The organism is Acinetobacter sp. YH12116, from assembly GCF_013418895.1.
GTDB classification, from domain to species: Bacteria; Pseudomonadota; Gammaproteobacteria; order Pseudomonadales; family Moraxellaceae; genus Acinetobacter; species Acinetobacter indicus.
On record NZ_VPBE01000006.1, the window covers coordinates 41,323 to 67,239 of the forward strand.

Annotated in this window: 31 protein-coding genes; 14 read left to right on the forward strand and 17 right to left on the reverse strand. The window is 46.8% G+C overall.

Going from position 1 to position 25,917, the window contains the following annotated elements:
- Positions 1 to 86: 86 nt before the first annotated feature.
- The 6 genes from ftsA to gshB form a co-directional block, all read right to left on the reverse strand.
- A complete protein-coding gene (gene ftsA / locus FTU54_RS05700) occupies positions 87 to 1,349 on the reverse strand; it encodes a cell division protein FtsA (RefSeq protein ID WP_005180811.1) in 1,263 nt (420 codons plus the stop codon).
- 65 nt (positions 1,350 to 1,414) lie between these two features.
- Positions 1,415 to 2,269: a cell division protein FtsQ/DivIB gene (locus tag FTU54_RS05705; RefSeq protein ID WP_005180814.1), complete on the reverse strand. Its 855-nt coding sequence runs from the start codon at positions 2,267 to 2,269 to the stop codon at positions 1,415 to 1,417.
- A 3-nt stretch (positions 2,270 to 2,272) separates the two neighbouring features.
- Positions 2,273 to 3,202, reverse strand: a complete 930-nt coding sequence (locus FTU54_RS05710) for a D-alanine--D-alanine ligase (RefSeq protein ID WP_016658739.1) — start codon at positions 3,200 to 3,202, stop codon at positions 2,273 to 2,275.
- 56 nt (positions 3,203 to 3,258) lie between these two features.
- On the reverse strand, positions 3,259 to 4,707 hold the full coding sequence (gene murC, locus FTU54_RS05715) for a UDP-N-acetylmuramate--L-alanine ligase (RefSeq protein WP_016658738.1): 1,449 nt from the start codon (positions 4,705 to 4,707) through the stop codon (positions 3,259 to 3,261).
- 12 nt (positions 4,708 to 4,719) lie between these two features.
- Positions 4,720 to 5,817 (reverse strand): undecaprenyldiphospho-muramoylpentapeptide beta-N-acetylglucosaminyltransferase, encoded by a 1,098-nt coding sequence (gene murG, locus FTU54_RS05720; RefSeq protein WP_075167283.1) that lies wholly within the window; start codon positions 5,815 to 5,817, stop codon positions 4,720 to 4,722.
- 323 nt (positions 5,818 to 6,140) lie between these two features.
- Positions 6,141 to 7,079: a glutathione synthase gene (gene gshB, locus FTU54_RS05725; RefSeq protein WP_180074543.1), complete on the reverse strand. Its 939-nt coding sequence runs from the start codon at positions 7,077 to 7,079 to the stop codon at positions 6,141 to 6,143.
- A gap of 117 nt (positions 7,080 to 7,196) precedes the next feature.
- Here gshB and FTU54_RS05730 point away from each other — a divergent pair, with 117 nt between their 5' ends.
- The gene (locus FTU54_RS05730) at positions 7,197 to 7,385 is read left to right on the forward strand and encodes a DUF3565 domain-containing protein (protein ID WP_016658735.1); all 189 of its coding nucleotides are present in this window, start codon (positions 7,197 to 7,199) and stop codon (positions 7,383 to 7,385) included.
- Between the two features lie 143 nt (positions 7,386 to 7,528).
- Here the strand turns inward: FTU54_RS05730 and FTU54_RS05735 are convergent, their stop codons facing one another.
- Both FTU54_RS05735 and FTU54_RS05740 read right to left on the reverse strand, forming a co-directional pair.
- Positions 7,529 to 7,708 (reverse strand): hypothetical protein, encoded by a 180-nt coding sequence (locus tag FTU54_RS05735; RefSeq protein WP_180074544.1) that lies wholly within the window; start codon positions 7,706 to 7,708, stop codon positions 7,529 to 7,531.
- Between the two features lie 77 nt (positions 7,709 to 7,785).
- Positions 7,786 to 8,085, reverse strand: coding sequence for a hypothetical protein (locus FTU54_RS05740; RefSeq protein WP_180074545.1), 300 nt, complete (start codon positions 8,083 to 8,085; stop codon positions 7,786 to 7,788).
- A gap of 12 nt (positions 8,086 to 8,097) precedes the next feature.
- Between FTU54_RS05740 and FTU54_RS05745 the strand changes: the two genes are divergently transcribed.
- Positions 8,098 to 9,030 carry an IS5 family transposase gene (locus FTU54_RS05745; RefSeq protein ID WP_068568838.1) on the forward strand — a complete coding sequence of 311 codons (933 nt, stop codon included), beginning with the start codon at positions 8,098 to 8,100 and terminating at the stop codon, positions 9,028 to 9,030.
- 37 nt (positions 9,031 to 9,067) lie between these two features.
- Here FTU54_RS05745 and FTU54_RS05750 read toward each other — a convergent pair whose 3' ends face one another.
- The gene (locus FTU54_RS05750; RefSeq protein WP_168400032.1) at positions 9,068 to 9,340 is read right to left on the reverse strand and encodes a hypothetical protein; all 273 of its coding nucleotides are present in this window, start codon (positions 9,338 to 9,340) and stop codon (positions 9,068 to 9,070) included.
- Between the two features lie 83 nt (positions 9,341 to 9,423).
- A complete protein-coding gene (gene pyrE / locus FTU54_RS05755) occupies positions 9,424 to 10,074 on the reverse strand; it encodes an orotate phosphoribosyltransferase (RefSeq protein ID WP_005180830.1) in 651 nt (216 codons plus the stop codon).
- 40 nt (positions 10,075 to 10,114) lie between these two features.
- Between pyrE and FTU54_RS05760 the strand changes: the two genes are divergently transcribed.
- Both FTU54_RS05760 and FTU54_RS05765 read left to right on the forward strand, forming a co-directional pair.
- Positions 10,115 to 10,936, forward strand: a complete 822-nt coding sequence (locus tag FTU54_RS05760; RefSeq protein ID WP_016658733.1) for an exodeoxyribonuclease III — start codon at positions 10,115 to 10,117, stop codon at positions 10,934 to 10,936.
- 495 nt (positions 10,937 to 11,431) lie between these two features.
- Positions 11,432 to 11,782 carry a Spx/MgsR family RNA polymerase-binding regulatory protein gene (locus FTU54_RS05765; protein WP_016658732.1) on the forward strand — a complete coding sequence of 117 codons (351 nt, stop codon included), beginning with the start codon at positions 11,432 to 11,434 and terminating at the stop codon, positions 11,780 to 11,782.
- 96 nt (positions 11,783 to 11,878) lie between these two features.
- On the opposite strand, the gene FTU54_RS05770 is transcribed toward FTU54_RS05765, so the two are convergent.
- A complete protein-coding gene (locus FTU54_RS05770; protein WP_005180835.1) occupies positions 11,879 to 12,316 on the reverse strand; it encodes a DUF2147 domain-containing protein in 438 nt (145 codons plus the stop codon).
- Between the two features lie 155 nt (positions 12,317 to 12,471).
- Here FTU54_RS05770 and FTU54_RS05775 point away from each other — a divergent pair, with 155 nt between their 5' ends.
- Positions 12,472 to 13,383, forward strand: a complete 912-nt coding sequence (locus tag FTU54_RS05775) for an alpha/beta hydrolase (RefSeq protein WP_180074547.1) — start codon at positions 12,472 to 12,474, stop codon at positions 13,381 to 13,383.
- Positions 13,384 to 13,446: 63 nt separating this feature from the next.
- Here FTU54_RS05775 and FTU54_RS05780 read toward each other — a convergent pair whose 3' ends face one another.
- Positions 13,447 to 14,010, reverse strand: coding sequence for an FMN-dependent NADH-azoreductase (locus FTU54_RS05780; protein ID WP_005180838.1), 564 nt, complete (start codon positions 14,008 to 14,010; stop codon positions 13,447 to 13,449).
- Positions 14,011 to 14,238: 228 nt separating this feature from the next.
- On the opposite strand from FTU54_RS05780, the gene FTU54_RS05785 reads away from it, so the two are divergent.
- Complete coding sequence (locus tag FTU54_RS05785; RefSeq protein WP_180074548.1) at positions 14,239 to 15,429, forward strand: GGDEF domain-containing protein; 1,191 nt, start codon at positions 14,239 to 14,241, stop codon at positions 15,427 to 15,429.
- A gap of 3 nt (positions 15,430 to 15,432) precedes the next feature.
- On the opposite strand, the gene FTU54_RS05790 is transcribed toward FTU54_RS05785, so the two are convergent.
- From FTU54_RS05790 to FTU54_RS05805, 4 genes are all read right to left on the reverse strand, one after another.
- A complete protein-coding gene (locus FTU54_RS05790) occupies positions 15,433 to 16,119 on the reverse strand; it encodes a glutathione S-transferase family protein (protein WP_005180842.1) in 687 nt (228 codons plus the stop codon).
- 317 nt (positions 16,120 to 16,436) lie between these two features.
- Positions 16,437 to 17,207, reverse strand: coding sequence for a transporter (locus tag FTU54_RS05795; protein WP_180074549.1), 771 nt, complete (start codon positions 17,205 to 17,207; stop codon positions 16,437 to 16,439).
- A gap of 16 nt (positions 17,208 to 17,223) precedes the next feature.
- Positions 17,224 to 17,766: a hypothetical protein gene (locus FTU54_RS05800; protein ID WP_005180844.1), complete on the reverse strand. Its 543-nt coding sequence runs from the start codon at positions 17,764 to 17,766 to the stop codon at positions 17,224 to 17,226.
- A 149-nt stretch (positions 17,767 to 17,915) separates the two neighbouring features.
- On the reverse strand, positions 17,916 to 18,278 hold the full coding sequence (locus FTU54_RS05805) for an HPF/RaiA family ribosome-associated protein (RefSeq protein WP_005180845.1): 363 nt from the start codon (positions 18,276 to 18,278) through the stop codon (positions 17,916 to 17,918).
- A gap of 247 nt (positions 18,279 to 18,525) precedes the next feature.
- Between FTU54_RS05805 and puuE the strand changes: the two genes are divergently transcribed.
- From puuE to FTU54_RS05830, 5 genes are all read left to right on the forward strand, one after another.
- On the forward strand, positions 18,526 to 19,500 hold the full coding sequence (gene puuE / locus FTU54_RS05810; RefSeq protein ID WP_180074550.1) for an allantoinase PuuE: 975 nt from the start codon (positions 18,526 to 18,528) through the stop codon (positions 19,498 to 19,500).
- A gap of 123 nt (positions 19,501 to 19,623) precedes the next feature.
- Positions 19,624 to 20,127, forward strand: coding sequence for a 2-oxo-4-hydroxy-4-carboxy-5-ureidoimidazoline decarboxylase (gene uraD / locus FTU54_RS05815; protein ID WP_180074551.1), 504 nt, complete (start codon positions 19,624 to 19,626; stop codon positions 20,125 to 20,127).
- The gene (gene uraH / locus FTU54_RS05820) at positions 20,124 to 20,450 is read left to right on the forward strand and encodes a hydroxyisourate hydrolase (protein ID WP_075168214.1); all 327 of its coding nucleotides are present in this window, start codon (positions 20,124 to 20,126) and stop codon (positions 20,448 to 20,450) included. The genes uraD and uraH overlap by 4 nt, the downstream gene beginning before the upstream one ends.
- A gap of 101 nt (positions 20,451 to 20,551) precedes the next feature.
- Positions 20,552 to 21,277 (forward strand): outer membrane protein OmpK, encoded by a 726-nt coding sequence (locus FTU54_RS05825; RefSeq protein ID WP_180074552.1) that lies wholly within the window; start codon positions 20,552 to 20,554, stop codon positions 21,275 to 21,277.
- A gap of 98 nt (positions 21,278 to 21,375) precedes the next feature.
- On the forward strand, positions 21,376 to 21,915 hold the full coding sequence (locus FTU54_RS05830; RefSeq protein WP_168417069.1) for a GNAT family N-acetyltransferase: 540 nt from the start codon (positions 21,376 to 21,378) through the stop codon (positions 21,913 to 21,915).
- 34 nt (positions 21,916 to 21,949) lie between these two features.
- Here FTU54_RS05830 and hpxO read toward each other — a convergent pair whose 3' ends face one another.
- Positions 21,950 to 23,107 carry an FAD-dependent urate hydroxylase HpxO gene (hpxO, locus tag FTU54_RS05835; protein WP_180057186.1) on the reverse strand — a complete coding sequence of 386 codons (1,158 nt, stop codon included), beginning with the start codon at positions 23,105 to 23,107 and terminating at the stop codon, positions 21,950 to 21,952.
- A gap of 212 nt (positions 23,108 to 23,319) precedes the next feature.
- Here hpxO and alc point away from each other — a divergent pair, with 212 nt between their 5' ends.
- The 3 genes from alc (at position 23,320) to FTU54_RS05850 (ending at position 25,822) form a co-directional block, all read left to right on the forward strand.
- Positions 23,320 to 24,327, forward strand: coding sequence for an allantoicase (gene alc, locus FTU54_RS05840; RefSeq protein WP_180074553.1), 1,008 nt, complete (start codon positions 23,320 to 23,322; stop codon positions 24,325 to 24,327).
- A 104-nt stretch (positions 24,328 to 24,431) separates the two neighbouring features.
- Entirely contained in the window at positions 24,432 to 24,941 is a 510-nt protein-coding gene (locus FTU54_RS05845; RefSeq protein WP_104500929.1) for an ureidoglycolate lyase, read from the forward strand.
- A 95-nt stretch (positions 24,942 to 25,036) separates the two neighbouring features.
- Positions 25,037 to 25,822 carry a sulfite exporter TauE/SafE family protein gene (locus FTU54_RS05850; protein WP_104491766.1) on the forward strand — a complete coding sequence of 262 codons (786 nt, stop codon included), beginning with the start codon at positions 25,037 to 25,039 and terminating at the stop codon, positions 25,820 to 25,822.
- Positions 25,823 to 25,917 lie beyond the last annotated feature (95 nt).

The window sequence follows — 25,917 nt, forward strand, 5'->3', positions numbered from 1 at the left end:
TTTTTAAGAATGCTGTCCAACGGCTGCCTTGTCAAGTACAAGCGATAATCCGTACAACTTCCTAACAATATTCCCTAAAAAATCAACTAAAAAATTGATTTCAGTTTTTCGTTGAGTCCTGACCAGGCACGACCTACACGCGCCCAGACCGATAAGGTCTCCGGGTCTTCGGTTTCGACAATGGTGTCCTGACTGTAGCTCTGGCTATACATCAGCACGCCCGCTGCGGTTGCATACTGCGAACGGCGTAAGGCAGCCTGATGCGGTTCATCGGCATAAACCTGTACCGGCGGATTGCCCAAATGCGCAGACACACCCAGGGTGCGGCGTACCAGACTGACCATGCCTTCAATCTGACAGGCATCACCAGCCAGCACCACACCATGATATAAGCCATGAATGGCGCCACTGTTTTCCAGTTCCTGACGGATTTGCGCAAAAATTTCTTCATAACGCGCAATAATAATTTCCGACAGTTCAATCCGGCTGATGGTTTGCGGACCATCAATGCCCTGAATCTGAATCATGTGATCAGGTTTGACCACTTTTAAATCGACGCAACCGTAAAGCAGTTTAATCCGCTCGGCTTCTTCGGTGGTGGTCTGCAATACCGCCGCGATATCACGGGTCACATGCTCACCGCCACGCTGCAGGGTTTGTGACAGCGCCAGACGACCATCCAGATAGACCGCAATATTGGTGGTACCGGCGCCAATATCAACCAGGCACACGCCATATTCTTTTTCATCTTTCAGTAAACTGGCTTCAGCGGTGGCCAGATGCGACACCACCATTTTTTCTACACCAATATTGGCCCCTTTTAAGGCACGGTCCAGATTCTGCATGGTGCTAATCGGCAGCATCATCAGCTGATAATGACCGGTCATGCTATGCGCCGACATACGGATCGGGTTTTGTACCCATTCACCGGAATCATCCAGATCAAAGCCCAACGGCACCGCGCTGACCAGATAATGATCTGAAGTTAAATGGCTGGCTTTGGCCAGATCTAAGGCACGAACCACTTCACTTGTTGTAATTGTGTGGTCACTATTTTCAATCGGGGTACGCCCCGCAGCATAAAAACTTTTTAATTCTGCACTTGGAATAGAAATCCAGGCTGAATGCACCCGGCATTCCGCCATATCTTCTGCTTCTTGAACGGCATTTTTAATGGCTGTAATGACTTTATCGAGACTTACAATTTTTCCTTTATTCATGCCTCGGTTACGAGCGGTAGCCATACCAATCACTTGGATATTGTCTGGCGCGTGTACCTTACCAATCAAAACTGAAACTTTGTGTGTCCCAATGTCAATCGCAACAACCGAGGGAACAGCTTCACTCATTTATTTACTACCATCACATGTTTGTTTAATTAATGGCTTAATGCCTCTATTTTTAAAGCCAAGTATTATGGCTTTGCTGCTATTGCATTCGCAATGCTTGTGTCATCAATCGTTACAACAAAATGACCATTGGCAATTTTTGGTGCCACCGAGTTTTTCCACTGGATCGCCAGACCATTGCGGTAACGCAGGTCAATTGCAGAAATCCTGGACCATACCGGCTTGAAGTCACTTTGCGCCAGATGACTCAGACGCTGCAATTTACTCATGGTCTGATCCTGATCCACAATCACCCGCAGGCCAGAATCAAACTGCATAAACCAGGTCATCCGGTCGGTGAGATATAACTCTTTTAAACGCAGATTCACCGGTAAAAATAACTGGTTAATTTCATTATAGCGACGCATCATCATTTTGGACTGATGCATCGGGCCATGTAATAACGGCAGATGCTGATTATTCTTGGGTGTGACTTCCGAAAATACATCACCGCTGTCACTGAGTAAACGTCCGGTGCCCCAGCGCGCAATCGCATGGCGTGGCATGACCCGTAAACGGATGGCATTCGGCCAGGCGCGTGACACCACCACCCGATCGACCCAGGACAGTTCTAGTGCGGTATCACGAATCTGTTCCAGATCGGAAGTAAAATAGTTATCTGTGACCACTGGCGAAACATGGGTCATGACCTGGCGCAGTTCGGCATTGGAACGGGTACCGACCACGTCCAGTTCAGCCACGCGTGCATCGGTCATGACTTTATATAGACCATAGATTCCTGCTGCCAATACCACAATCGCCACGCACAGCAATACCCATCCACCCAGGTTCGTCAGCTTTTCTTTACGCGTCGGTGGCTTATCGTGAATCGAGGTAATCGCTGCGCGTTTACGGCGCATGGAAGCAGGAAGTTGAGCCATGGCTTAGTGGGTCGCATCCGTTAAGGTTTGTTCAAGAATTGCCACGCACAAGGCATCAAAACTGTAGCCCACCGCCTGCGCGGCTTTTGGCACCAGTGAGTGACTGGTCATGCCCGGTACAGTGTTGACTTCAAGCAGCCAGAAATTGCCTTGTTCATCCTGCATTGCATCAATACGGCCCCAGCCGCTGGCACCTACCGCCTGGAACGCACGCAGGGCCAAGACCTGTAACTGCTGCTCTTCCGACTCGGTTAAGCCACATGGAATGCCGTATTGCACATCATTACGGTTGTATTTGGCTTCATAGTCATAGAACGCCACATCTTTAGGCGGTTCCAGACGAATCACCGGCAAAGCCTGACCGTTCAGTAAGACAATCGTGAACTCGCGACCGGTAATCCATTTTTCAGCCATCACCACTGCATCATGCTCGGTGGCTTTGGCAATCGCTTCAGCAAAGTCTTCAATACGTTCGACTTTGCTCATGCCAATACTGGAACCTTCATGTACCGGCTTGATAATCAGCGGTAGACCCAATGCAGCGACAATATCAGCCGGGTTTGAATCTTTGGTGACAATACGATACGGCGCTGTTGGCAGCTCGGAACCTTGCCAGACCTGTTTGGTTTTGACCTTGTCCATGCCAATGGCTGAACCCTGTACGCCAGTACCGGTATACGGCACATTCAGCCATTCCAGTACACCCTGAATCTGGCCATCTTCACCGCCGCGGCCGTGCAGGACAATAAAGGCACGATCATAGTTGACCAGTTCGGTCACACTACGATCTTTCGGGTCAAACGCTTCTGCCTGAACGCCTTCGCGCAGCAGCGCATCGAGCACTGCCTGTCCACTATCCAGAGACACCCCACGCTCGGCAGATTTTCCACCAAATAACACGGCAACTTTGCCGAACTTTGAAGCATTTGACACGTTTATATCCTTAAACTTTACACTGAGCGACCAAATTCAAATATCACTTTGGGTGATTATTTTAAATACAATTTATTTTGAGCAAGCTCGATGGAGATTGCTCCTACATTACCCGCACCTTGGGTCAATAATAAATCATTCGGTTGTAACACTTTTTGTACCAGTGTTTCCAGATTGCCTTCAACCGGATCAATCAGGATCGGTTCAACCTGACCACGCAGACGGATACTGCGTGCCAGACTGCGACTGTCGGCACCCACAATGGCTTTTTCACCGGCAGGATACACTTCCAGCAACAGCAGTTGATCGACCTGCGATAACACTTCAACAAAGTCATCAAAACAGTCACGGGTACGGCTAAAACGGTGCGGCTGGAACAACATCACCAGACGGCGGTCCGGATGGCTCTGACGCGCTGCTTTAATGGTGGCTTCCACTTCTTTAGGATGGTGACCATAGTCATCGACCAGTTTGATGCTGCCACCGTCCAGTTCAAATTCACCTTGCACCTGGAAACGGCGACCTACACCACTAAAGCCTTCCAGTGCACGGCAAATCGCACCATCAGAAACACCTTCATCCGTCGCCACACCAATGGCGGCCAAGGCATTCAGTACATTGTGCAGACCTGGCTGATTCACGGTAACACGCAGTGGCTCGCGGTCTTTACGCAATACGGTAAAGTGGGTACGCATACCGTCCTGATCAACATCGACTGCGCGAATATCATTGTCTTCATTAAAGCCGTAGGTTAGCACCGGACGGGCAATGCGCGGCATAATTTCACGGATGTTGGCATCATCACCACAAACCACTGCCAAACCATAGAATGGCAGTTTGTGCAGGAATTCAATAAAGGTATCTTTTAGCTTGTCAAAGCTGCCGCCATAAGTATCCATGTGGTCGGCATCAATATTGGTGACAATCGCTGCCATTGGCTCCAGATGCAGGAAAGATGCATCTGATTCATCGGCTTCAGCCACAATATAACGGCTCGCACCCAGTGCAGCATTAACCCCGGTACGGTTCAGCAAACCGCCTATCACGTAAGTCGGGTCCAGATTTTCTTCTGCCAGCATACAGGTAACCAGGCTGGTGGTGGTGGTTTTACCATGTGTTCCGGCCACGGCAATCCCGTGACGATAACGCATCAGCTCACCCAGCATTTCAGCACGGCGCACCACCGGAATACGGCTCTCAATAGCGGCTTTAACTTCCGGGTTTTCCGGATCAATTGCAGTAGAGACTACCAGTACATTGGCGCCCTGAATATTATCTGCGCTATGACCAATAAACACCCGAATGCCATTTTCTTCCAGCTGGGCTGTAGTTTTTGAGGCTTTAATATCTGAACCGGAAACATCATAGCCCTGGTTTTTTAATACCTCGGCAATGCCACACATCCCGGCGCCGCCAATCCCGACAAAGTGGATATGTTTGATACGACGCATTTCAGGCACTTTAATCAGTTCTTTTACTTGATCAGCAGGGATAGATGGAGACATAGTTTACTCGGTTTACAAATCTTGAATTAAAGCAACCACATGTTGGGTTGCATTAGGTTGTGCCTGTTGACGCGCCTTGCTGGCCATTTCAGAGAGCAGTTGGCGGTTCATCAACGGCATTAACAGTTCTTTTAAGCTGTCCGGGGTCATGCTGGCTTGCGGACAGATTTTTGCCGCGCCCGTCTTGGCCAGGAATTGTGCATTGGCCGTCTGATGGTCATCCACAGCGCTTGGCAAGGGCACAAATACCGCAGCCACACCCGCGGTTGCAATTTCCGTAACCGTCAGTGCGCCGGCCCGGCAGATAATCAGATCGGCATCGCTATAGGCCTGTGCCATATCTTCAATAAAGGGTTGCACTTCAACCGTTAAGCTGTCCGGCTTGTTGGCATAACGCGCTCGGGTGCTGTCTGCATGATTTTGCCCACACTGATGATACACATTTAAAGGTACATTCAGCTGTTTTAAGGCTTCAGGGACACGTTCATTCAGTGCCTGCGCGCCCAAAGAGCCGCCAACAATTAAAATACGCAGCGGCAAACCTGCTTTTTCACGTTCCTGATAACGCCAGGATGGGGTTAGAGTCGCGCTAATTTCTTTACGCACCGGGTTGCCAGTGGTGACAATTTTAGTGCTGGCCGGAAACGTATCCGGGAACGCCTGACAAACAGTGTTGGCAATACGCGACAGCTGGGTATTGGTAAAGCCGGCAATTGCATTCTGCTCATGAATAATGACCGGAATACCAAGCAGACGTGCGGCCAGACCACCCGGTCCAGCCACATAGCCACCAAAGCCGGCGACAGCCTCTACTTTGTGTTTTTTCATTAACTGCATGGCGCTTAAGGTGGCTTTTAGAATTTTAAAAGGCGCCATCAGTTTGCGTGCCAGCCCGTTACCGCGCACACCTTGAATATCAATCTGATAAATCGGAATATTCTGGTTTTGTAATAAACGGTTTTCCATGCCTGTAGGCGTTGCTAACCAGGACACATGGATTCCCTGCTGCTGGAGTTCTTTTGCCACGGCTAGGGCTGGGAACACATGGCCACCAGTGCCTGCGGCCATCATCATCACATGTTTAGGCTTGGTTTGCGCTGCATCAGTCACGGTCTAATTCTTCAATCCAAATATGGCTAATGAAAGTTCTTTATAAGCGCTCAATTGTAATCACAATCGTATGAGCTTGAAAGTTTATTTACTTTTTTTCACCAAGCGGCTCATTGTTTTTTTCAACAGTTTTGAAAGTTTAAACTAGTTTTATTATTAATTCACCGAAATTGTTAAGTTTCCTGCATTTTTCACTGAATTATGTCGACTGGTTTTGATTTACAAAATCGCTATAATTTTCTTGCTCAACGCAGTTTTTCAAGCTCAAATCTCGCTTAAAAATACAAAAAGAGCCACCCAAGGTGACTCTTTTGAAAGATAGATTAACGACCGGCTTCCAGTACATCAAACAGGGTATCGGCAATTGAGGTGCCGAACTGGGCATCAATTTCACGGATACAGGTTGGACTGGTCACGTTAATTTCAGTGACATAGTTACCAATCACATCCAGACCGACAAATACCAGACCTTTTTCACGTAAAAATGGCCCGACTTTGGCAGCAATTGCCTTGTCATTGTCGGTCAATGGACGTGCTTCACCCAGACCACCAGCGGCCAGGTTGCCACGCACTTCGCCGTTTTGCGGAATACGTGCCAGACAATACGGAATTGGCTCGCCATTGACCATTAAAATGCGTTTATCCCCTTCTACAATTTCCGGAATATAACGCTGCGCCATAATTGGCTGGGTGCCGTTATTGGTCAGAATTTCAATGGTAGAGCCAATATTCACACCATTCTGATACAGACGGAAAATGCCCATGCCGCCCATCCCATCGAGCGGTTTCACAATCACATCGCCATGTTGCTGAATAAATTCACGAATCAGGCTTTGCTGAGAGGTCACCAAAGTCGGCACCTGCAGCTCCGGGAACTGGGTCGCAAACAGTTTTTCATTACAGTCACGCAGGCTTTGCGGCTTGTTAATAATCCACGCCCCTTCACGCTCTGCCTGTTCCAGAATATAGGTGCTATAGACAAAGTTCATGTCAAACGGCGGGTCTTTACGCATCAGCACCACATCATAGGCCGCGATGGATTCTTTTTGTTTTTCGCCCAGCTCATAATAATGGTTGTAATCTTCAAAGACTTTTAACGGGCTGATTAGACCGAAAGCCTTGCCCTGATCAATATATAAATCTTGTTGTAGTACATAACCGAGCTCATGGCCCCGGCGTGCCGCGGCCCACAGCATGGCCATGGTGGAATCTTTTTTCAGGTTCACCGTTTCAATCGGGTCCATCACCACAAGTACGCGCATAATGACTGCTCTTTTAAAATTGCTATGATGTGGAGTATAACGGAGATTCGCTGCCTGTTTTTCTGAATTTGAGTAAAGCTTTGCAGCACTGTATTTGCTGATTTCAGGAAGCTGCCCATGCAACAGCCAATTGTGGGATATCATTTAGATGAAGAAAATCATTGGGTCGCAGAGCTGGCCTGTGGTCATGGCCAGCACGTGCGGCATAATCCGCCATGGCAGAACCGGCCCTGGGTGATGACGGAGCAAGGACGCAAAGAAAAATTAGGGGTGATGCTAGAGTGTAAGAAGTGTGAGGAAGGATGATTTTGTTATTTATTTTTCCTTCTTATTTCATGAATAGACAATCTACGTTCTATTTTTTTAAAAAGATATGCATCCTGATCGATATCTAACTCTTTATTGCGACGTTTTACATAGCTCATATAATTCAACTTTTGTTTTAGCTCCTATTCATTCCAATGAGTTTCTTCTGCTTTTGATTTTTTATCTAAAAATGCAGTTTGCCTATTAATATTTTTACTCATACTTTCTAAAGACTTTTGAATTCCTGCTAATGCTTTGGGAAGAGCTTCTTCAAAACTCTCTCCTAATTTATAAATTTTTAGTTCTGAAGGGCTTTGTTGCACAAAGATTTCATAACTATATGATTTTAAAGGTTTTGATTATTTTTTGATCCAAAATTAAATTTATTTAAATCAGATGCTTACATATTTATGCAACAAAGCCGTTCTGAAGTATCAATTTTATATGTATTCTTATATTTCTTTCCCTTTAAATCCTCATATCTGATCTCAGCATTAAAAATAAGATTAAAGAAGTATTCACTATATAACTCTTTAGGATTTAAACCAGTAAAACTTAGATAGTCCGTATATTTAGAATCATTCGGCGCTAAATAATTGACTCCCTTAATCATAAAATCTCTTTGCATAAAAACTTTAATAGCTTTTTGAGCAGTAACGGCTTTGTTGCACAAAGCTGTTCTTAAGGACTTCTTCGGCAATATAATTTCCAAATGAATAAGCCTACACACAAAATCTACCGCACAACCAATTGGCCCGCATATAACCGAGCTCTCATTAATCGTGGGAATATTGCCATTTGGTTCGATCCAAAAACACAATGGTATGCAGAACCTCAAGGCAAACAAGGTCGAAATCAAACCTACTCCGACATAGCGATCCAATGCTGTTTGATGATCAAATCTCTATTTAGACTCACTTTACGCATGGTTACTGGTTTTGTTCAAAGCTTAATTAAACTTTGCGGATTAGATTGGACAGCACCAGACTTCACGACGCTTTGTAGAAGACAAAAGTATATTGATATTCAAATTAGCTACCAGAAAAGTCGTGATGGGTTACACCTACTCGTCGACTCTACGGGTTTAAAATTTTTAGGTGAAGGCGAATGGAAGCGTAAGAAGCATCAGCCTGAATACCGTCGGCAATGGCGTAAACTGCATATTGGTATAGATGCTGAAACACTGCAAATACGTGCCGTTCAGCTTACGACAAATAATGTCAGTGATTCACAAGTACTTGGTGATTTACTCGATCAGATTCCTCAAGATGAGCATATTGACTCCGTTTATACCGATGGTGCTTATGACACAAAGCGGTGTCGCCAGTTGATCACAGATCGAAATGCCCATGCGATTATTCCACCCAGAAAAAATGCGAAGCCTTGGAAAGATACAAAAGTTCATTCGCTAGAGCGAAATGAATTACTTCGCACTGTTAAACGTTTAGGCAGGACACTATGGAAAAAATGGTCGGGCTACCATCAGCGAAGTCTGGTAGAAACCAAGATGCACTGCATCAAATTATTAGGCGATAAGCTCAGTGCTCGGAATTTTGATAGCCAAGTCAACGAGATGCATGCACGTGTGGCCATCTTAAATAAGTTTACGGAGCTCGGCCGACCTCACACCCAAGTTGTCACTTAAATTTAAACAACTTAGAAAAGCTCTATCTTTAAAATCTTTATGCAACAAAGCCAGCAGTAACTAAAAAAGAAGCATCGGAAGGTTCAGGAAATAATTTTATTTTTACGTTATGAGCTCCTCCTTTTCCTACATTTGTAATTTTTAAACGTAAAAAATGGATTCTGTACTCAACAGGTTCTAACTTAATGTCTATCAATGGTTCGGTTTGAACTTTTCTAAGTTCCCTATTTTCTTTCCAACCCAAAAAAGTCGCTATCGATGCTGCACACTTGCAGCAATAGCTGAAAAACTTGCGATCATTAAATTCCAATCTAGATTCATTTTTGTTTTTTATAAAAATAAAGCCCTATCATGGATAGAGCTTTATTAAAAATCAATACGTTGTATTAATTATTAGATCCCATACTTCACACGATAGGCTTCCATCTTCGCCAAAGCCTCTTTTTCACCTTTGGCATCTAGATAATTCATTAAATCTTTCATCGTAATTAAGGCATGTACCGGAATTTCTAGCTCTTTTTGAACTTCCTGAATCGCAGACAAATCACCCTGCCCTTTTTCCTGACGATCTAGCGCGACCAATACACCGGCAATTGTGGCACCCGCATTTTTTAAAATGGTCACCACTTCACGAATTGCTGTACCTGCGGTAATCACATCATCAATAATCCAGACTTTTTTACCTTCAACCGATGCACCGACCAATACGCCACCTTCACCATGATCTTTGGCTTCTTTACGGTTAAAGCCCCAAGGCACACTCACGCTATGATTTTGCGATAAAGCCACCGCCGTTGCCGCCACAAATGGAATGCCTTTATAGGCTGGGCCAAAAATCACATCAACATTTTCACATTCTGTTAACTTGGCTGCATAGCCTGACGCCAGTAATGACAAGGCTTCGCCATCATTTAATAAACCGGCATTAAAAAAATAAGGACTCACGCGACCCGATTTTAAAGTAAACTCACCAAATTTAAGCACACCACGTGATAATGCGAGTTCGATAAAAGCTTGAGGGTTAAATGTCGCTTGCGTTGACATGAGGTGCTCCAAAATTCATAAATTGAGGTAAGACCTGCGCATGATACCAAAGAGTAGCTATCCGAGTGATCAAAAAATTCTTCGTGTGGTTTCAATTAACGTCAATGGCCTGCGTTCTTCGGTCAGTAAAGGCCTGCTGGAGTGGATGGAAAAATCAGAGGCTGATGTCATCTGCATTCAGGAAAGCCGTCTGACCCATGCGCAGTGGACTGATAAATTCAAACCGGAAGGCTGGTATACCCATCTGTTCGCAGCTGAACGTCCGGGCTATGCCGGCACCGCCATTTACAGCCGCCTGCCATTTGTGTCTATTCAGGATGGTTTAGGCTTTGAACTGGCCGACTCCCAAGGCCGTTTTGTCACGGCAGAATTTGATTTAGGGCTGGGTTATCCGGTGCATATCTGCTCACTGTATCTGCCATCGGGTTCATCGGGTGAAGAAGCACAAGCCCGTAAAGACCACTTCCTCGAAGAATATACAAAAATCCTGAAACAATGGCGCGATGAAAATAAATCGATCATTGTCTGCGGCGACTACAATATCGTGCATAAACGTATTGATATTAAAAACTGGTCAGGCAACCAGAAATCTTCCGGCTGTTTACCGCATGAACGTGCCTGGCTCGATCATATCTATGATGATCTGGGCTATGTCGACACCTTCCGTGAAGTGCGCAAAGAAGCCGAACTGTATTCCTGGTGGTCGAACCGTGGCCAAGCGCGTGCCAAGAACGTTGGCTGGCGGATTGACTATCATGCCTGCTCACCGGACTGGAAAGCACGTACCGTCAATGCCTGGGTCTACAAAGAGGAATGGTATAGCGACCACGCCCCGGTGATTATTGATTATAAACTCAACTAAAAACCTTCCTATTGAGTGAACAATTGTTCACTCAATAGAGGTTTATTTCCGACATATTTTGTCGTCATTCAGACCTTTATCTGCTTTTTAAATCGGCGCATTATTGCAGCACGGCAAAGGGACAGTGTCAGGATGACAGCAAAGGGACAGGAAGCCGTAGGATGCAAATAAACAAAGCCATGATGGTCTTTGTTTCAAGGATGTGACATCGGACGTTGTAGTGAGACCCGCATAATCAGGATGATTAAATGCGGGTTTTCTACATCTGGGCTTTTATTTTTTATATTGGCTATTTGCTTTTCGTTTTTTTCTTAGCACGAATAATTCTTATCAAGTGCTGTCTTGTTTTTCTGCCACTATTATGGCGCGGTAGCGTTGCATTTTAATGACGGTTTAATTTCAGAACCATGAACCCAATATTTATACCCGCTATAGTGCAAAACCAATTTTTTGGTTAATCTCTTGAGCATTGTGTTTCTTGCTGGAATCCGCTTTATGCTTAAAATTTATGGTATTAAAAACTGCAACTCCATGAAAAAAGCCTTTGATCTGCTCAATGAACTGGGCCTGGCTTATGAATTTCATGATTATAAAAAACAGGGGATTGATGCAGAAACGCTAAAACACTGGCTGGATGCTGAAGGTCAGGACAAAATTCTGAATAAAAAAGGCACCACCTGGCGCAAACTGTCGGAAGCGGAACAGGCACAAGCCCTGTCCAGCGAAGCAGATTTAATTGAAGCCTTACGCACTCACAACAGCCTGATCAAACGTCCTGTGCTGGCCACCGCAGACGGCTTTATTGTTGGTTTTGATGAAACCGCCTATCGCGCCTTAAACGGATAAATTCTTTTTATCTACCTTTTACTTATCCGTTAAAAATCAAAAAGCCTGATGCATCTGCATCAGGCTTTCTGGTTTAATCCGTTTCTATTGGCTGGCTTATTTCACACGAACCCAGGTCTGGTTACGACCCAGCGCTGCTACGCCAATATAGCCACGCAATTGTAATTTCTGCCCGCCATCAGCCAGTTGACCTTTTAACTTGTAGGTTTTACCTGATTGCGGATCCAGAATTGAACCGCTGTCATAGTTGGTACCACCCGAATTCTTTAAACCACGTACAATGGTTAAACCTTTCAAGGATTTGTTTTTGTAAGGTCCTTCACATTTTGTACAGGCATTTTCTTCACCCGGCGTTAAAATGGACTGAATTGTTGCAGTTAACGTGCCATTTTTCTGCTCGGTAAATTTGACGGTTGCTTTTGCTTGCTTGGTTTTGTCATCAATTGTTTTCCAGACAGTACCATTTAGCGGATCAGCAGCATTCGCCAAAGCTGTTAAACCCATTAATCCTAATGCCAGTGCAATTTTTTTCATTTTTTTTGATTCCCTAGTCTAGTGTTAGACAGCCTTAGTATTAAAAAGTCACTACAAATTTGCAATTTTTGAATGTGACCATTTAGTGTAACCTTGTAAATTGTGTTGGTAAATACGCAAGCACAGGCCAAAATCAAGAACAAGATGGAAGAACAATGAAGATCAACCCGTTATTGAAACAAATTTTCACAGAAGGCTTTTTAAAAACCACCATCCGCCTGCCAAGCCAATATAATTTACCGCATAATCCGCTGCGTTTCGCCCTCGAACAGATGTGCCGGCTGTTTCCGACCAATAAAACTGTCGAAGTCCGCGCTTTACGTCTGGCTGGCCTGAAAGCCGAAGAAATCAAGCCACAAGATGAAGCCACCCAGCTGATTTTCTATATTCACGGTGGCGCCTTTTATTTAGGGTCTTTAAATACCCATCGCCCATTTCTGACTGAACTGGCCGCCCGCACCCAGATGCAGGTGATTCATATCGATTATCCGCTGGCGCCTGAAAATCCATTCCCGGAAGCCTTAGAAGCAATTTTTGATGTCTATCAGACCCTGCTGGATCAGGGCGTACAGGCCAAAGATATTTTGCTGGCAGGAGATTCCTGCGGCGCCAATCTGGCGCTGGCCTTAGCCTTAAAAATCCGTGATGAACAGTTACCGCAAGTCAGCGGCCTCATGCTGCTTTCACCATTTTTGGATTTAACCCTGACCAGTGAATCAATTCGTTATAACCGCAAACACGATGCCTTATTGTCGATTGAAACTCTGGAAACCGGGGTTCAATACTATGTGCCACCGTCGGTCGATCGTGGTGATCCGCGTGTTTCGCCGCTATTTGATGATTTAACCGATTTACCACCAACCTTGGTGCAGGTGGGTTCTAAAGAACTGCTGCTGGATGATGCGCAGCGTTTTCGTGACAAGGCCGAACAGGCGGGCGTGAAGGTCAGTTTTAAACTGTATACCGGTATGTGGCATAACTTTATTATGTTCTCACCGTGGTTTGATGAAGCCAAAATGGCGCTGGCCGATTTAGCCGAATTTGCCCATCAGCAGGACCGAGATTAAAACGCCATAAAAAAAGGTCAGTAGAAACTGACCTTTTTTGTGATTAATGCAGCGCCGTAAAGCTTAGATTTTGGCAATCTGGTCTAATGCCGTAGTAATCGCCTGATCTTTAATATCGCTCATGCTAACCCCTTCAGCACGTACTACTTCAATATCACTGACACCGGTAAAGTTAAACACGGTTTTCAGGAATGCTTCCTGGAAATCAACCGGGCTTTGTTCGCCATAGACACCACCGCGGCTGCTGGCGATATACACTTTCTTGTCACCTGCCAGACCGACCGGGCCATTTTCGGTGTATTTAAAGGTACGACCTGCCACGCTAATCCGGTCAATCCAGGCTTTTAAAGTCGATGGCAGACCGAAGTTATACATGGCTGCGCCCACCACCACGACATCAGCATCTAGATATTGTTGCAGAATCTGTTCGCCTAAAGCGCTTTGCTCGGCATTTTGTCCCATTAAAATTTCAGCGGTTAAATGCGGAATGGTCTGTTCAGCCAGATCCAGATAGTCAACTTGGGCCGCTGTATTTTTCGCCTGTAGCTGGTTCACAATAGCTTTAGACAACTGACGTGATACAGAAGCGTCGCCTAAAATACTCGAGTCGATATGCAAAATTTTCATGGGAGAGAATCCTAAACTGTGATTTTTTCAATAGCGCCATTTTACTGCAGTTTAAAATAGAAATAAGTGATTTAAACAACACACACTGTTGCACCCATGCAACGATATTTTCCCGAAAAGTACAAAAAATAGCCATTACCAATTCTCTAAAATCATGATATGTTAGGTTTTATTAAAATAATAAAAATGAGACTTTAGACGCTCATTTTTTGGGGTCGTGATTCACGCATGAAAAGTCGCATTGCGCACAGTGCTGTGCCCACATTTAAATACAAAGTCACCCGTTATTTACTCGAAAAAGAAGTGGTGATGAACTGGAGCACGTTAAACAAATGTATTCTGATGCTGTTTCTGGGCAGCCTGATGCACGTGATCTGGGCCATCTGGAAAAGTGTGGTATTACTCACCCCGGAACTGTGGCGCTGGGTCAATCTGGCCTTGTTAAAACAGCAGCTGGTCATTAATTTATTCGGACTGTTCGTGTTTATTGGCATGATTGGCATCTGCCACTACTTTCGCAAACAGGACTGGACCCGGCGCTATATGCCCTATATTGCGGTGGCCACCTTTGTGGTCAGTCTGTGCCGCGATGGCTATCTGGTCGGGGTGCTGAGTCCGGCCACTATGGTGACCTATATCAGTCTACCCACGGTCGGTCTGGTGCTGTTTGAACGCAGAATTGTCTATTCGGCCTTAATTCCGGCCACACTGTATCTGGTCAGCTGCGGTTATTTAAGCTTTTTCGGCCAGTTAACCTATGCACCTTTATTTTTATTAACCGACTTTCCTTATAAAAATGGCTTCTGGGTGCTGTCGATGCTGTTTTTTATTGTGCCGATTCTGCTGACCTGCCTGGTGCTGTTTGAAATTCTGCTGAGTCAGTGGCGCTATCGGGAGGCGCTGATTGCACATTTAAGTCAGGTCGATCCGCTCACCAATACCTTTAACCGGCGCAGTATCAACCAGTGTCTGGAACAACTGAACCACAAACAGGCACCCAGTTATGCAGTGATTCTGGTCGATCTGGATCATTTTAAGCAGATTAATGATGAGCATGGCCATCATAAAGGCGATGAAGCCTTGGTCCAAGTCTGTCATGTGCTGGCCGGCCATATCCGCGAGCAGGATGTGCTGGGCCGTTTTGGTGGCGAAGAATTTATTCTGGTCCTGAAACAGGCCACTGCGCACCAGGCCAAACAGGTGGCCGAGCGCTGCCGGCAGGCCATCACCCAGATTGAACTGTATGATAAACATAACCAGCCCATCCATTTTACCGCCAGCTTCGGGATTGCCTTATCGCACCATAATACCCCTTATGAAAAGCTGCTCAGTCAGGCCGATCAGGCCCTGTATCAGGCCAAAGCCTATGGCCGTAATCAGGTGGTGCTGTATCAGCCGCTGGAACCAGCAGCCTCTTAAGACTTAGCTAGAGGATGGTTCAGACTGATAAGGCTCCAGATAATTGACCCAGTCTTGTTCCTGTTTCGCGGCCTGTTCCCAGGCCTGCATTGCCGGATGTTGCAGCATGGTCTGCATATAATACTGGCTGTCTTCATTCACGGGCAGCGCATAGCTTTTCAAACGCCAGACCACCGGTGCATAAAAGGCATCAGCAATCGAGAAATCACCACAGAGAAAACCGCCTGGGTCCGGACGCTCAGACCAGATCTGACAGACACGGGCTACATCGTCACGTAAATCAGGTTGCTCAGCCCATAACGTCTGTCCGACTTCTGCCAGATCAGCGCGAATATTCATGCCGCAATGGTTACGCAGTGCCTGAAAACCGCTATGCATTTCAGCAGCCAAAGCGCGTGCCCGAGCCCGCTGTGCCCGACCAGCCGGCCATAGCTGGCGCTCCGGAAACTGTTCGGCCAAATATTCACAAATCGCCAGTGAATCCCAGACCATTAGCCCGTCATGTACCAAGACCGGTACCTTGCCATTCGGGTTAATTGCCAGTACATCCTGTTTAAAATGGCCCGTGCCGCGTTCTTTAGGAAAGGGTAACAGCACTTCACGAAACGGCAGTTCAAAAGCAGTAAGGACCAGCCACGGCCGCATGGACCAGCTGGAATAATTCTTGTTAGCAATATACAGTTCCATCATGACTCATCCTCCTGTTGTTGTTTTTAATATTCACAATCGCTGGGCAGTGCCACCTGGTAAGAAAAGATATACAGCGCCAGAACTTACAAGCCGAGCTTAAATCGGCAAACAGGTACGCGCATCTGTTTTGATCATCACCATCATGATAGCGTGATCTACCAGTGCCTGTGTCAAGATCTGTAGCAATTCTGCTGCTGATCCAGCTATAAAAAACGGCCTGTAACCAGACCGTCAGCAGAATAAGTTTCAGTTCTTCGGCAGTCAGCGAGAGAGGCTGTGCACTCCCCGCTTTCTACAGCGCCCTAACCAGAGCGGACTTAGAACAGGAAGGCCACACCTAAACCGGCATGATAGCTTTTATCAGCGCCATTTAAATCAACACCGACACTGGCATCCAGCTGGGTACGTGCATTTAAGGCATAAATCAGACCTGAACCCAAGGCATATTCTACCTTCTGGCTTTCTGCTTTGCGGTAAATAAACTCAGAGAAGCCGGCCCATTTATCACTGAGCTGATATTGAATCCCCGGCACTGCCTGCAAGGCCCAATTGCTGTCCTGCCACTCATAACGCATGCTAATTGAGGTGGTCAGTAAATCATTATAGGCGTAGGCCACTGCCGAGCTAAGGCTGTAAATATCCTCTTCGGCACTAAAACCGTCATTCCCGGTGGCAATCTGCGCTTCGGCCAGCACCGCCATCGACAGTTTTTCATCATCTAAATCAATGGCATGTTTCAGACCAATGCTGACATCCCCCAGACCATCTTCTTCAACCGACTGGCCAGCACTTTTTACCCGGCTCCAGCCCGGACCATGCCAGCCCAGCTGTAATTCTAGATTATCCGCCAGACCGGTACGCAGTAAGGTATCGGCGTGCAGCTGAGTGATTTCCTGCGTCAGACCATTGTCATCTTTGGTTTTCTGATAGTGCGCATTGGCCAGCGCTTGCTCCCAGGCCAACTGGCCGACCGGCGTAATTCCGGTGCTCATGCCCACACCCGGACGGTCAAATGCAAACTCGGCGGCAAAGACCTGACTGCTGACTGCAGTCGCCACCATCACACCCAATAATTTCAATGCTGACATAGTGTTTATCTCAATTTTAAGCCAATTCTTTGGTCATTTTCGCGCCATGGGCACGGAGCAGTTCTAAGGTTTGCTGTTCTTCAGGCAAGGCTTCAGCCCAGTTAATTTCATCAAAGTCGCAATCAAAGAATAAATCACTGATGGATGACAAAATGGTCAGGCCATCTTCATCTTTACGGTTTGGATCGACGTTTTCTTCAAGCAGGCGCTTTACCGCAGGTGCACAGGCGGCACTGGCGGCGTCCCATAACGGGCCATAGACTTCTTCCGCATCCCACAAATGCAAATTGACCTTGGCCTGAATTAACGCGTCCAGAATTTCCATATGGACGGCCAAATCCTGCTGTTTTTGTGCTTCATTGTGCGGCTGGCCCGCCTCATAGGCCTCGCAAATGGCTTCCCACCACTGAAACAGGCCATCAGACCAGACTGAAATTACCGGGCCTTTTTCAGGATCAATAAAATTCGGATCAAGCCCCGCGGCCAGAAGCTGTTGCACTTGGGCCTGATCTAGTTCTTCTATGGCTTGCACCAAGCGTTGTTGTTGTGCCGTTAACATGCAGAGAGCTCTCTTCAATCAAATCAATTTCGTTCTATTATGCCCAATTCAGTGAAAATTGTTTAAGCGAAATGTAATCTTGTCGCATGAATTTGCTATAAAAAAAGCCCCGATACTGGGGCTTTTCTGCTTTTCAGCCAATACCTGTCTTATTCGTCGACATCGGTATCTAGGTCAACCCGACCCGGCTGTCCACCACGCGGATGTTCTTTTTTCTCAAAGACATGCTCCAGACTACGTTTTAAACGGTCAATGGCGCCATGAATTGCGGTATCGACATTATGACCACGATGATTGACCACCACAGGCTTCAAGCCGGCCGGGCGTGCTTCAATCATACATTTAATGTCGTCATCTCCGCCTTTGTCCCCGTTTTCATCACTTAAATGTACGGAAAAATGGGTAATACGCTCACTATGGCGTTTAAATTCATCACTTAGCTCTGCACGTACGTAACTAATTAATCGTTCGCTACCTTGGATATTCTTATCTGTACGGATTTCAATATTCATAATCTCATCCTCTCTTTCTTTCGTTTTCTGAATCTTTTTTGTGCAAAACTATTTTATCTTGGCACGTTTGTCGCTTGCTGTTTTCCAGCATATTGAACATCTTCAACCTAATTTGGACGCTACCCTCCACATTGAACGATGAACACTTTTGAGTCTGCAGAACCGTGTCCTTATACTTTGAATATCGGGCCTAACTCAAAAATATGCAAGCAATATTTGATAAAAATTAGCAAAAGGATAACCTGTTGTGACAACTGCTTACTTGCGTGGTCAGGCACTGATTGACTCAATTCGCTCTGCCCCTTATTCACGTGATTTAATTGGCTATCATGGCCAGCCGCCACATCCGCAGTGGCCGAATCAGGCACGTATTGCGGTGCAATTTGTATTGAATTATGAGGAAGGCGGCGAAAATCATATTGAACATGGCGATGCCGGTTCCGAGCAGTTTTTATCCGAAATTGTCGGTGCGGCCAGCTTTCCGGCCAGACATATGTCGATGGATTCGATGTATGAATATGGCTCGCGGGCCGGTTTCTGGCGCATTCATCAGGAGTTTCAGCGACGCCAGTTACCGATGACTATTTTTGGGGTCGGTATGGCGCTGGCGCGGAACCCGTATGTGGTCGAGGCCATTCAGCAGGCCGACTATGATGTGGTGTCGCATGGGCAACGCTGGCTACATTATCAGAGCATGGACATGGCCACTGAACGCCAGCATATGGATCAGGCGATCAGTGTCTTAGAAACCCTGTTTGGTCATGTACCCATTGGCTGGTATACCGGCCGCGATAGCCCCAATACCCGCCAGTTACTGGCCGAATTTCCACAAATTCAGTATGACTGTGATTATTATGGCGATGATTTACCGTTCTGGCAGACGCTGACCAATGCCCAAGGCCAGTCACGACCGCATTTAATTATTCCCTACACCCTCGACAGCAATGACATGAAGTTTGCCGCTGCAGCCGGCTTTAATAGCGGCGAGCAGTTTTATCAATACCTGAAAGATGCTTTTGATGTGCTTTATGCCGAAGGAGAAACTGCACCTAAAATGCTCTCGATTGGTATGCACTGCCGTCTTTTGGGGCGCCCGGGACGCTTTAAAGCCCTGCAACGCTTTTTGGACTATATTCAGTCGCATCCACAGGTCTGGATTTGCCGCCGCGGTGATATTGCTACGCATTGGTATCGCCATCATGCACCAGAACCCGTCAAATAAAAAAACTCGCACTGGACTTGTGCAGCTTTAGCCGTCTCAGTAAAAAATTGGATTTTCACCGAAATTTGGCACTGATATTGCACTTTTAGCAACAAAATTAAATGTAATGATGAGACCCTTACTGTGCAACTGGATCAATTTAATCAGGCCCCTGAAGCTGAGATTCACCAATTCTTGCAGCAATGTGTACACATTCCGGCATGGGCAACTGCTATAACCCAACAGCGTCCTTTTGAGAGTATCGAGCAACTTTTAGAATTTTCCCGGCAGCAGGCCAGCCACTGGAGCTGGCCTGAGATTCAGGCCGCACTCGCAAACCATCCTCGAATTGGCGAAAAACAGGCGCAGCAGCAACTCACGGTACAGGAGCAGGCCTTTTCTGCCCGGGAACAAGCCGCCGTCCAGCTCAATAGCGACACCCAGCAGGCACTTTTACAAGCTAATCTGGCCTATGAAAAAAAATTCGGATTTATTTTCCTGATTAAAGCCTTTGGCTTGAGCAGTGAAGATATTCTGCAAGCCCTGCAGTATCGCCTGCTGAATGATGCCGACACTGAACAGCGCATTGTGCAGCAGCAACTTTCAGACATTGCCTTACTGCGTTTAAGCCAGGAGCTTCAGTCATGATCAGCACCCATATTTTAGATACCCATTTGGGTCAACCGGCTACCGGCGTGAAAATCCGGCTATTTAATCAGCAACAACAGTTGCTGGCCGAAGCCGAAACCAATGCCGATGGCCGGGTCACAGCCGCCGATTTTGCTTTGGCCGACTGTCCGGAAGGCTCATACAGCCTGGAGTTTTATACTGCGGCCTATTTTGAGCAAAAAGGCCTGGACAGCTTCTTTCCTAAAGTGGTGATTTACTTCCAGATTAAGGAGGCGACACAGCATTATCACATCCCGTTACTGATCAGTCCTTTTGCCTATTCGACCTATCGTGGCAGCTAAATTTGGTCGGAAAATTGCCAATAAAAAGTTAAATTTGGCTTTATTTTTGCTTAATAACCTGTATTCTTGACACGCTTTTTGGGGAAGACGAAGACACCGTTATGAAACTTACACAACTTGCTGCACTTTGTGCATTCTCAACCACTACTGCCTTAACGCAAGCGGCGCCAGTATGGCAGGACTTTAGCCTGACTGGTCTTTATGGCACCAATTACGAACAGGTTTTTTCTGAGGCAGAAGAACAAGCAACCTTAACGGTTGAGTATGCTGCCAAAGTAAAATACGCAGACGTATTTTTCTTCATGGATCGTAGCCGTGATGAAACTGATACTAAAGCTACCTATTTCGAATTGGCACCACGTTTAAGCCTAGGCGAAGTAACCGGTCAAAACCTGGCATTTGGTCCGGTGAAAGACGTATTAGTAGCCACTACATGGGAAGGCGGTGAAGGTTTCGATAACTTCTTATACGGTGTCGGCTTTGCTTTAGATATTCCATATACCCAATATGCGAACATCAACTTCTATCGTGCTAATAATGAGAGCACGAAAGATGATTATCAAATGACCATCACCTATGCTGTACCATTTAAACTGGGCAATGAAGACTTCCTGGTTGATGCCTTCCTAGACTGGTCAACTGCTGAAGGTATTCAGCATGCCAGCGAATTAAACTGGACTTCTCAGTACAAATGGAATGTGGGTAAACACATTTCTCCAGAAACACGTTTATACGTGGGGGTTGAACACTCAGTATGGAACAACAAATATGGCTGGAAAGGTAAAGACCAGAATGATGTCAGCGCACTGGTGAAATACCATTTCTAAGTCGTATACATAACCTAAAAAAGCAGGACTCCGGTCTTGCTTTTTTTATGCCCGCAGCGGCATGATAATGCGCTTATTCCTATCCTGATGTGCTGCTTATGCGCTTTCATCTTCGTCCTGCCACCGAACACGATCTTGCTGCCATTCAGGCGATTTATAACCCGGAAGTGCTACAGCATGTAAACACCTGGAATGAACAGCCCTTTGATCTGGCACATTTCCAGCACTGGTTCCAGCAATTACAAAAACAGAATTTTCCGCTGCTGGTAGCCGAACATCTGGACACCGGACAAATTGTCGGCTATGCCGATTATTCCACCTTCCGCAGCATCAGCGGTTTTAAACATACAGTCGAACATTCGGTGTTTATTGACCGTCAATTCAGCCGGCAGGGTTTGGGCAAACAGTTGATGCAGGCCTTAATCCAGCATGCACAGGCACATCAGGTTCATGTGATGGTGGCCGCCATTGACCATGACAATAGCGGTTCAATGGCCTTGCATCAGCAATTAGGTTTTCAGCATTGCGGCTATATGCCCCAAGTTGGAAAAAAATTTGGTCAATGGCGTGATCTGGTACTAATGCAACTCATTCTGGATCCAGCACCAGAGCAGACAGCATCAACACCAGCCGATTGACCTGTGTTGATTAAAGACACCTAGTACAGAAAATTTAATCCAGCGGATTACCGACTATATTGCTGATAATGCCTTTCATGATATGTGGCCCCTGCTCTTGGCGCAGTTCGGCATACCAGGCTTCCGTCACCTGCTGGTCTTTCATATGCGTAACATCACAGCGTTTACGCGCGCGCAGCACCAGCTCATTGGCGCGCTCATTACGTTTATTCTGGTAGCGGCTTAAGGCATCCTGCATACCCAGGGTATTAATTTGTAAGGCACGCGCCAGATAAATAGCATCTTCCATGGCCTGACAACCACCCTGCCCAATATCTGGCGTGGTGCTATGTGCGGCATCTCCCACTAGCACCACCCGGCCTTTATAAAAATTGGCGAAAGGCTCAATATCATGAATTTCCACGCGATTGGTGCGCTGTTCGTCAATTGAGTCTATCAGCTGCTGCACCTGCGGACACCAGCCCTGAAAATACTGTTTTAACAGTGTTTTATACTGGCTGCGGTCATTCTCCAGTCCGGCCGCTAGCGGCACATCAAAGAAAAAATAAAAACGCTGATCGGCCACCGGCATCAGGGAAGCGCGCTTGCCTTCCCCGACAAAGGTGGTCCACTGATTGGCCGGGGCCAGCTGTTCGGACACCTCCACCAGACCATTCCAGTTGACATAACCGGCATAACGGCGTGCGACAGTTTCATCCAGTACATAGGCGCGGGTTAAAGAGTGGGTACCATCGGCCCCGACCAGCAGTTCGGTTTGTAGCTGTGTGCCATCAGCAAAGCTGACCGTCACCTGTGAACCATCTTCCTGGAGTGCCACCATTTTCTTGCCTAAATAGATGTGCTCGCGACCAAATGCATCCATCAGCATATTTTGCAGTTCCGCGCGCGACACCGGATACGGACGCTGCCCGACTTCTTCAATTAACGGCGTCAGGCTGAACTGGGTCATCACATCACCGCTCAGGCCATCGACATAGGCCAGATGATCCATCTGCCCGCCTAGCTCGGCCACCTGCTCGGTCAGTCCGAGGTAATTCAGGCACTTCACCCCATTGGACCACAGGGAAATGGCCGCGCCCACCGGAAGAATCTGCTCAGCCTGTTCATAAATACGCACTTCATGGCCAAACTTTTTTAGTGCAATCCCTGTGGTTAATCCGCCAATACCTGCACCAATAATTGTAATTTTCATTTTTCCTCCCAAGGCTTGCCTGTCAAAACTGAACAGCTGAAGCGAAAAACGTGCCATTTCATGCTTAGCCTGGGTCGCATGGCCAGAAGTTGGCACAGGCTGTGCTTCTACCCGTAGCAATAGGCCTGCTGTACAAGCCAAATCTGGCGCCACTGCCTGATTTCGATGCACGGCCGTGCCTGCTGTGAATGAACAATAAATGGAAGAGAATTATGGCCACTTTAATTGCACCAACATTTGACCTACCGCCCCAGCTTCAAACACTAACCAACCTGGCAGATACCCGTATTGGTGCAAAAGTTATTGAATGTTCAGATGATTTTTTTGCCGATGCGCAGCGTATGCTGCAATTTGCAGCACCAGTATTTGTGGAAGATAAATTTGATGATCATGGCAAATGGATGGACGGCTGGGAAACCCGCCGTAAGCGCCATGCCGGTTATGACTGGGCCATTGTCCAGTTAGGTGTGGCTGGCAAAATTCAGGCGCTGGATATTGATACCACCTTTTTTAGCGGTAACTATCCCGCTTCAGCCAGTGTCGAAGCCTGCTATGCGCCGCAAGGTAATCTGGAGCAGGCCGAATGGCAGCCACTTTTAGCCAACAGTATTTTGGGACCCAGCCAGCATCATCTGTTTGAAGTCAGGTCTGATGCGGTCTATACCCATGTGCGTCTGAATATTTTCCCCGATGGCGGTGTGGCACGTTTTCGCGTATATGGCGAGGTGAAAATTCAGACCACAGATCATCAGGGTACGCTGGATTTACTGGCGCTTGAAAATGGCGGCCGGGTAGTTGCCTATAGCGATGCTCACTTTGGCCATCCACGGAACCTGATTAATCCGGGTCGTGGCATCAATATGGGCGATGGCTGGGAAACCAAACGCCGCCGCGCACCCGGCTTTGACTGGTGTATTCTGGCTTTGGGACAGGCCGGCCAGATTGAAAAAATTGATATCGACACCGCCCATTTCAAGGGCAACTACCCGGCAGAAGTGTCAATTCAGGCCGTCTATATTGAAGATGCCACCGATCCGCAACTGATTCCACAAAGCATGTTCTGGCCATTTTTACTGGAGGCGCAGCCCATGCAGATGGACCATGTGCATTCCTTTATCGAGCAGATTTTAAAGCACGATAAAATCTCGCATATCCGGGTCAATATGATTCCCGACGGCGGTATCAGCCGGATTCGCCTCTGGGGCACACTGGTGGACTAACGCACCAGCGTCGCTGTTGGCCCACTCCACAGGCTGACAGCGACCTCCATCTCTACCAGTTGATGATGACCATAAAAATACCCGCCCTGGAACTCTCAAACAACATGAAAAATACCATTCAGATTCAAGCATTGACCCTGGACAATTTTGCCCCTTTTGGTGAAGTGATTAGCTGTCAGGGACATGACTATTTTCATATTAACCATGCCCAAACCGAGCGTTATCATGCGCTGGCCATGACGGAAATTCTTGGTGAAGCACAAGCAGGCATTAGTATTTTCCGCAATATCCAGAGTACCCAAATACCGTTTCAGGTAGCAATGCTGGAGCGCCATCCTCAAGGGTCGCAGGCTTTTATTCCGATGCAGGGGCAAGCGTTTTTGGTGGTGGTGGCACCGGGTTTAAATGCAGATGAGCCGGACATCAGCCAGCTTCAAGCATTTATTAGCGATGGTTCACAAGGCGTGAATTACCGCGCCGGGACCTGGCATCATCCCCTGCTGACGCTGGAGGCACCCAGCGATTTTGCCGTGATTGACCGGATTGGCTCTGGTCCCAACTGCGATGTATATGAATTCAACTCACCCATCCAGATTGTTTCTGCCCAGATTTAATTCTCCATTTGGTATAAAAAATAAGCCAGCTTGCCCTTTACAAGCCCAGTATGTGCATGTTTTAGTCAGTACTCTGCCAGTCCGTTGAAATACGCATGTCTAAAGCCGACCTGATGGTTCTGATCTTTTGTGTCATTGCTGCCCTGTTACACGGGATCAGCGGCTTCGGCTTTCCTATGGTCAGTACCGCGGCCATCTCCACCTTGTACCCGCTGTCGACCACGGTAGCCTTTGTACTATTACCCTGCCTGATCCTGAATCTGTTTTTACTCAATAGCGACCCCGAACGCAGCTTTCTTCAGGCGCTGCGCTATTATTCCGGTCAATATTGGGGCCTGATTATCAGCAGTCTGATCGGAAGTGTATTCGGTGTGCAGTTACTACTACATCTAAATGATGGCTATCTCAAACTGCTGATGGGGCTGTTTATTTTATGGTATGTGCTGGATCAGTTTCGCAGCCAGCCCCTGCGCATTCAGGCCAGTCTGAAAAACATGCTGCTGTTTGGTCTGCTGGCCGGTGTGATCGGCGGAGCCACCAATGCCATGGCACCCTTTCTGATGATGTACCTGCTGAGTACCGAACACAGCAAAACCGAAATTGTGCTGATCAGCAACTTGAATTTTGCGGTCAGTAAACTGATTCAGCTGCTGCTGCTTTACCCGGTGATGCTGCAATTTAAATCTGAACAATGGTCCTTACTGGGCTTATTAACCGTGGTGTCGCTGCTCGGGGTCTGGGCTGGCGGCCAGTTACGTGCCCATATTTCCCAGCAGAAATTTCGCTGGCTGATTCTCAGCTTACTGGCCGTGCTGGGCGGCTCAGCCCTGTGGCAAGCTGTGCAACTCCTCAGTCAGAACCCGCATTTTTTTGTGGTTTAATCTTCTCTTAGCTGCAAAATAATCAATTTATACTTTGCCCCCCTGCTTGAAAAATATTAAATAATAGGCCGATTACTCTAATTCCTATAAATCTA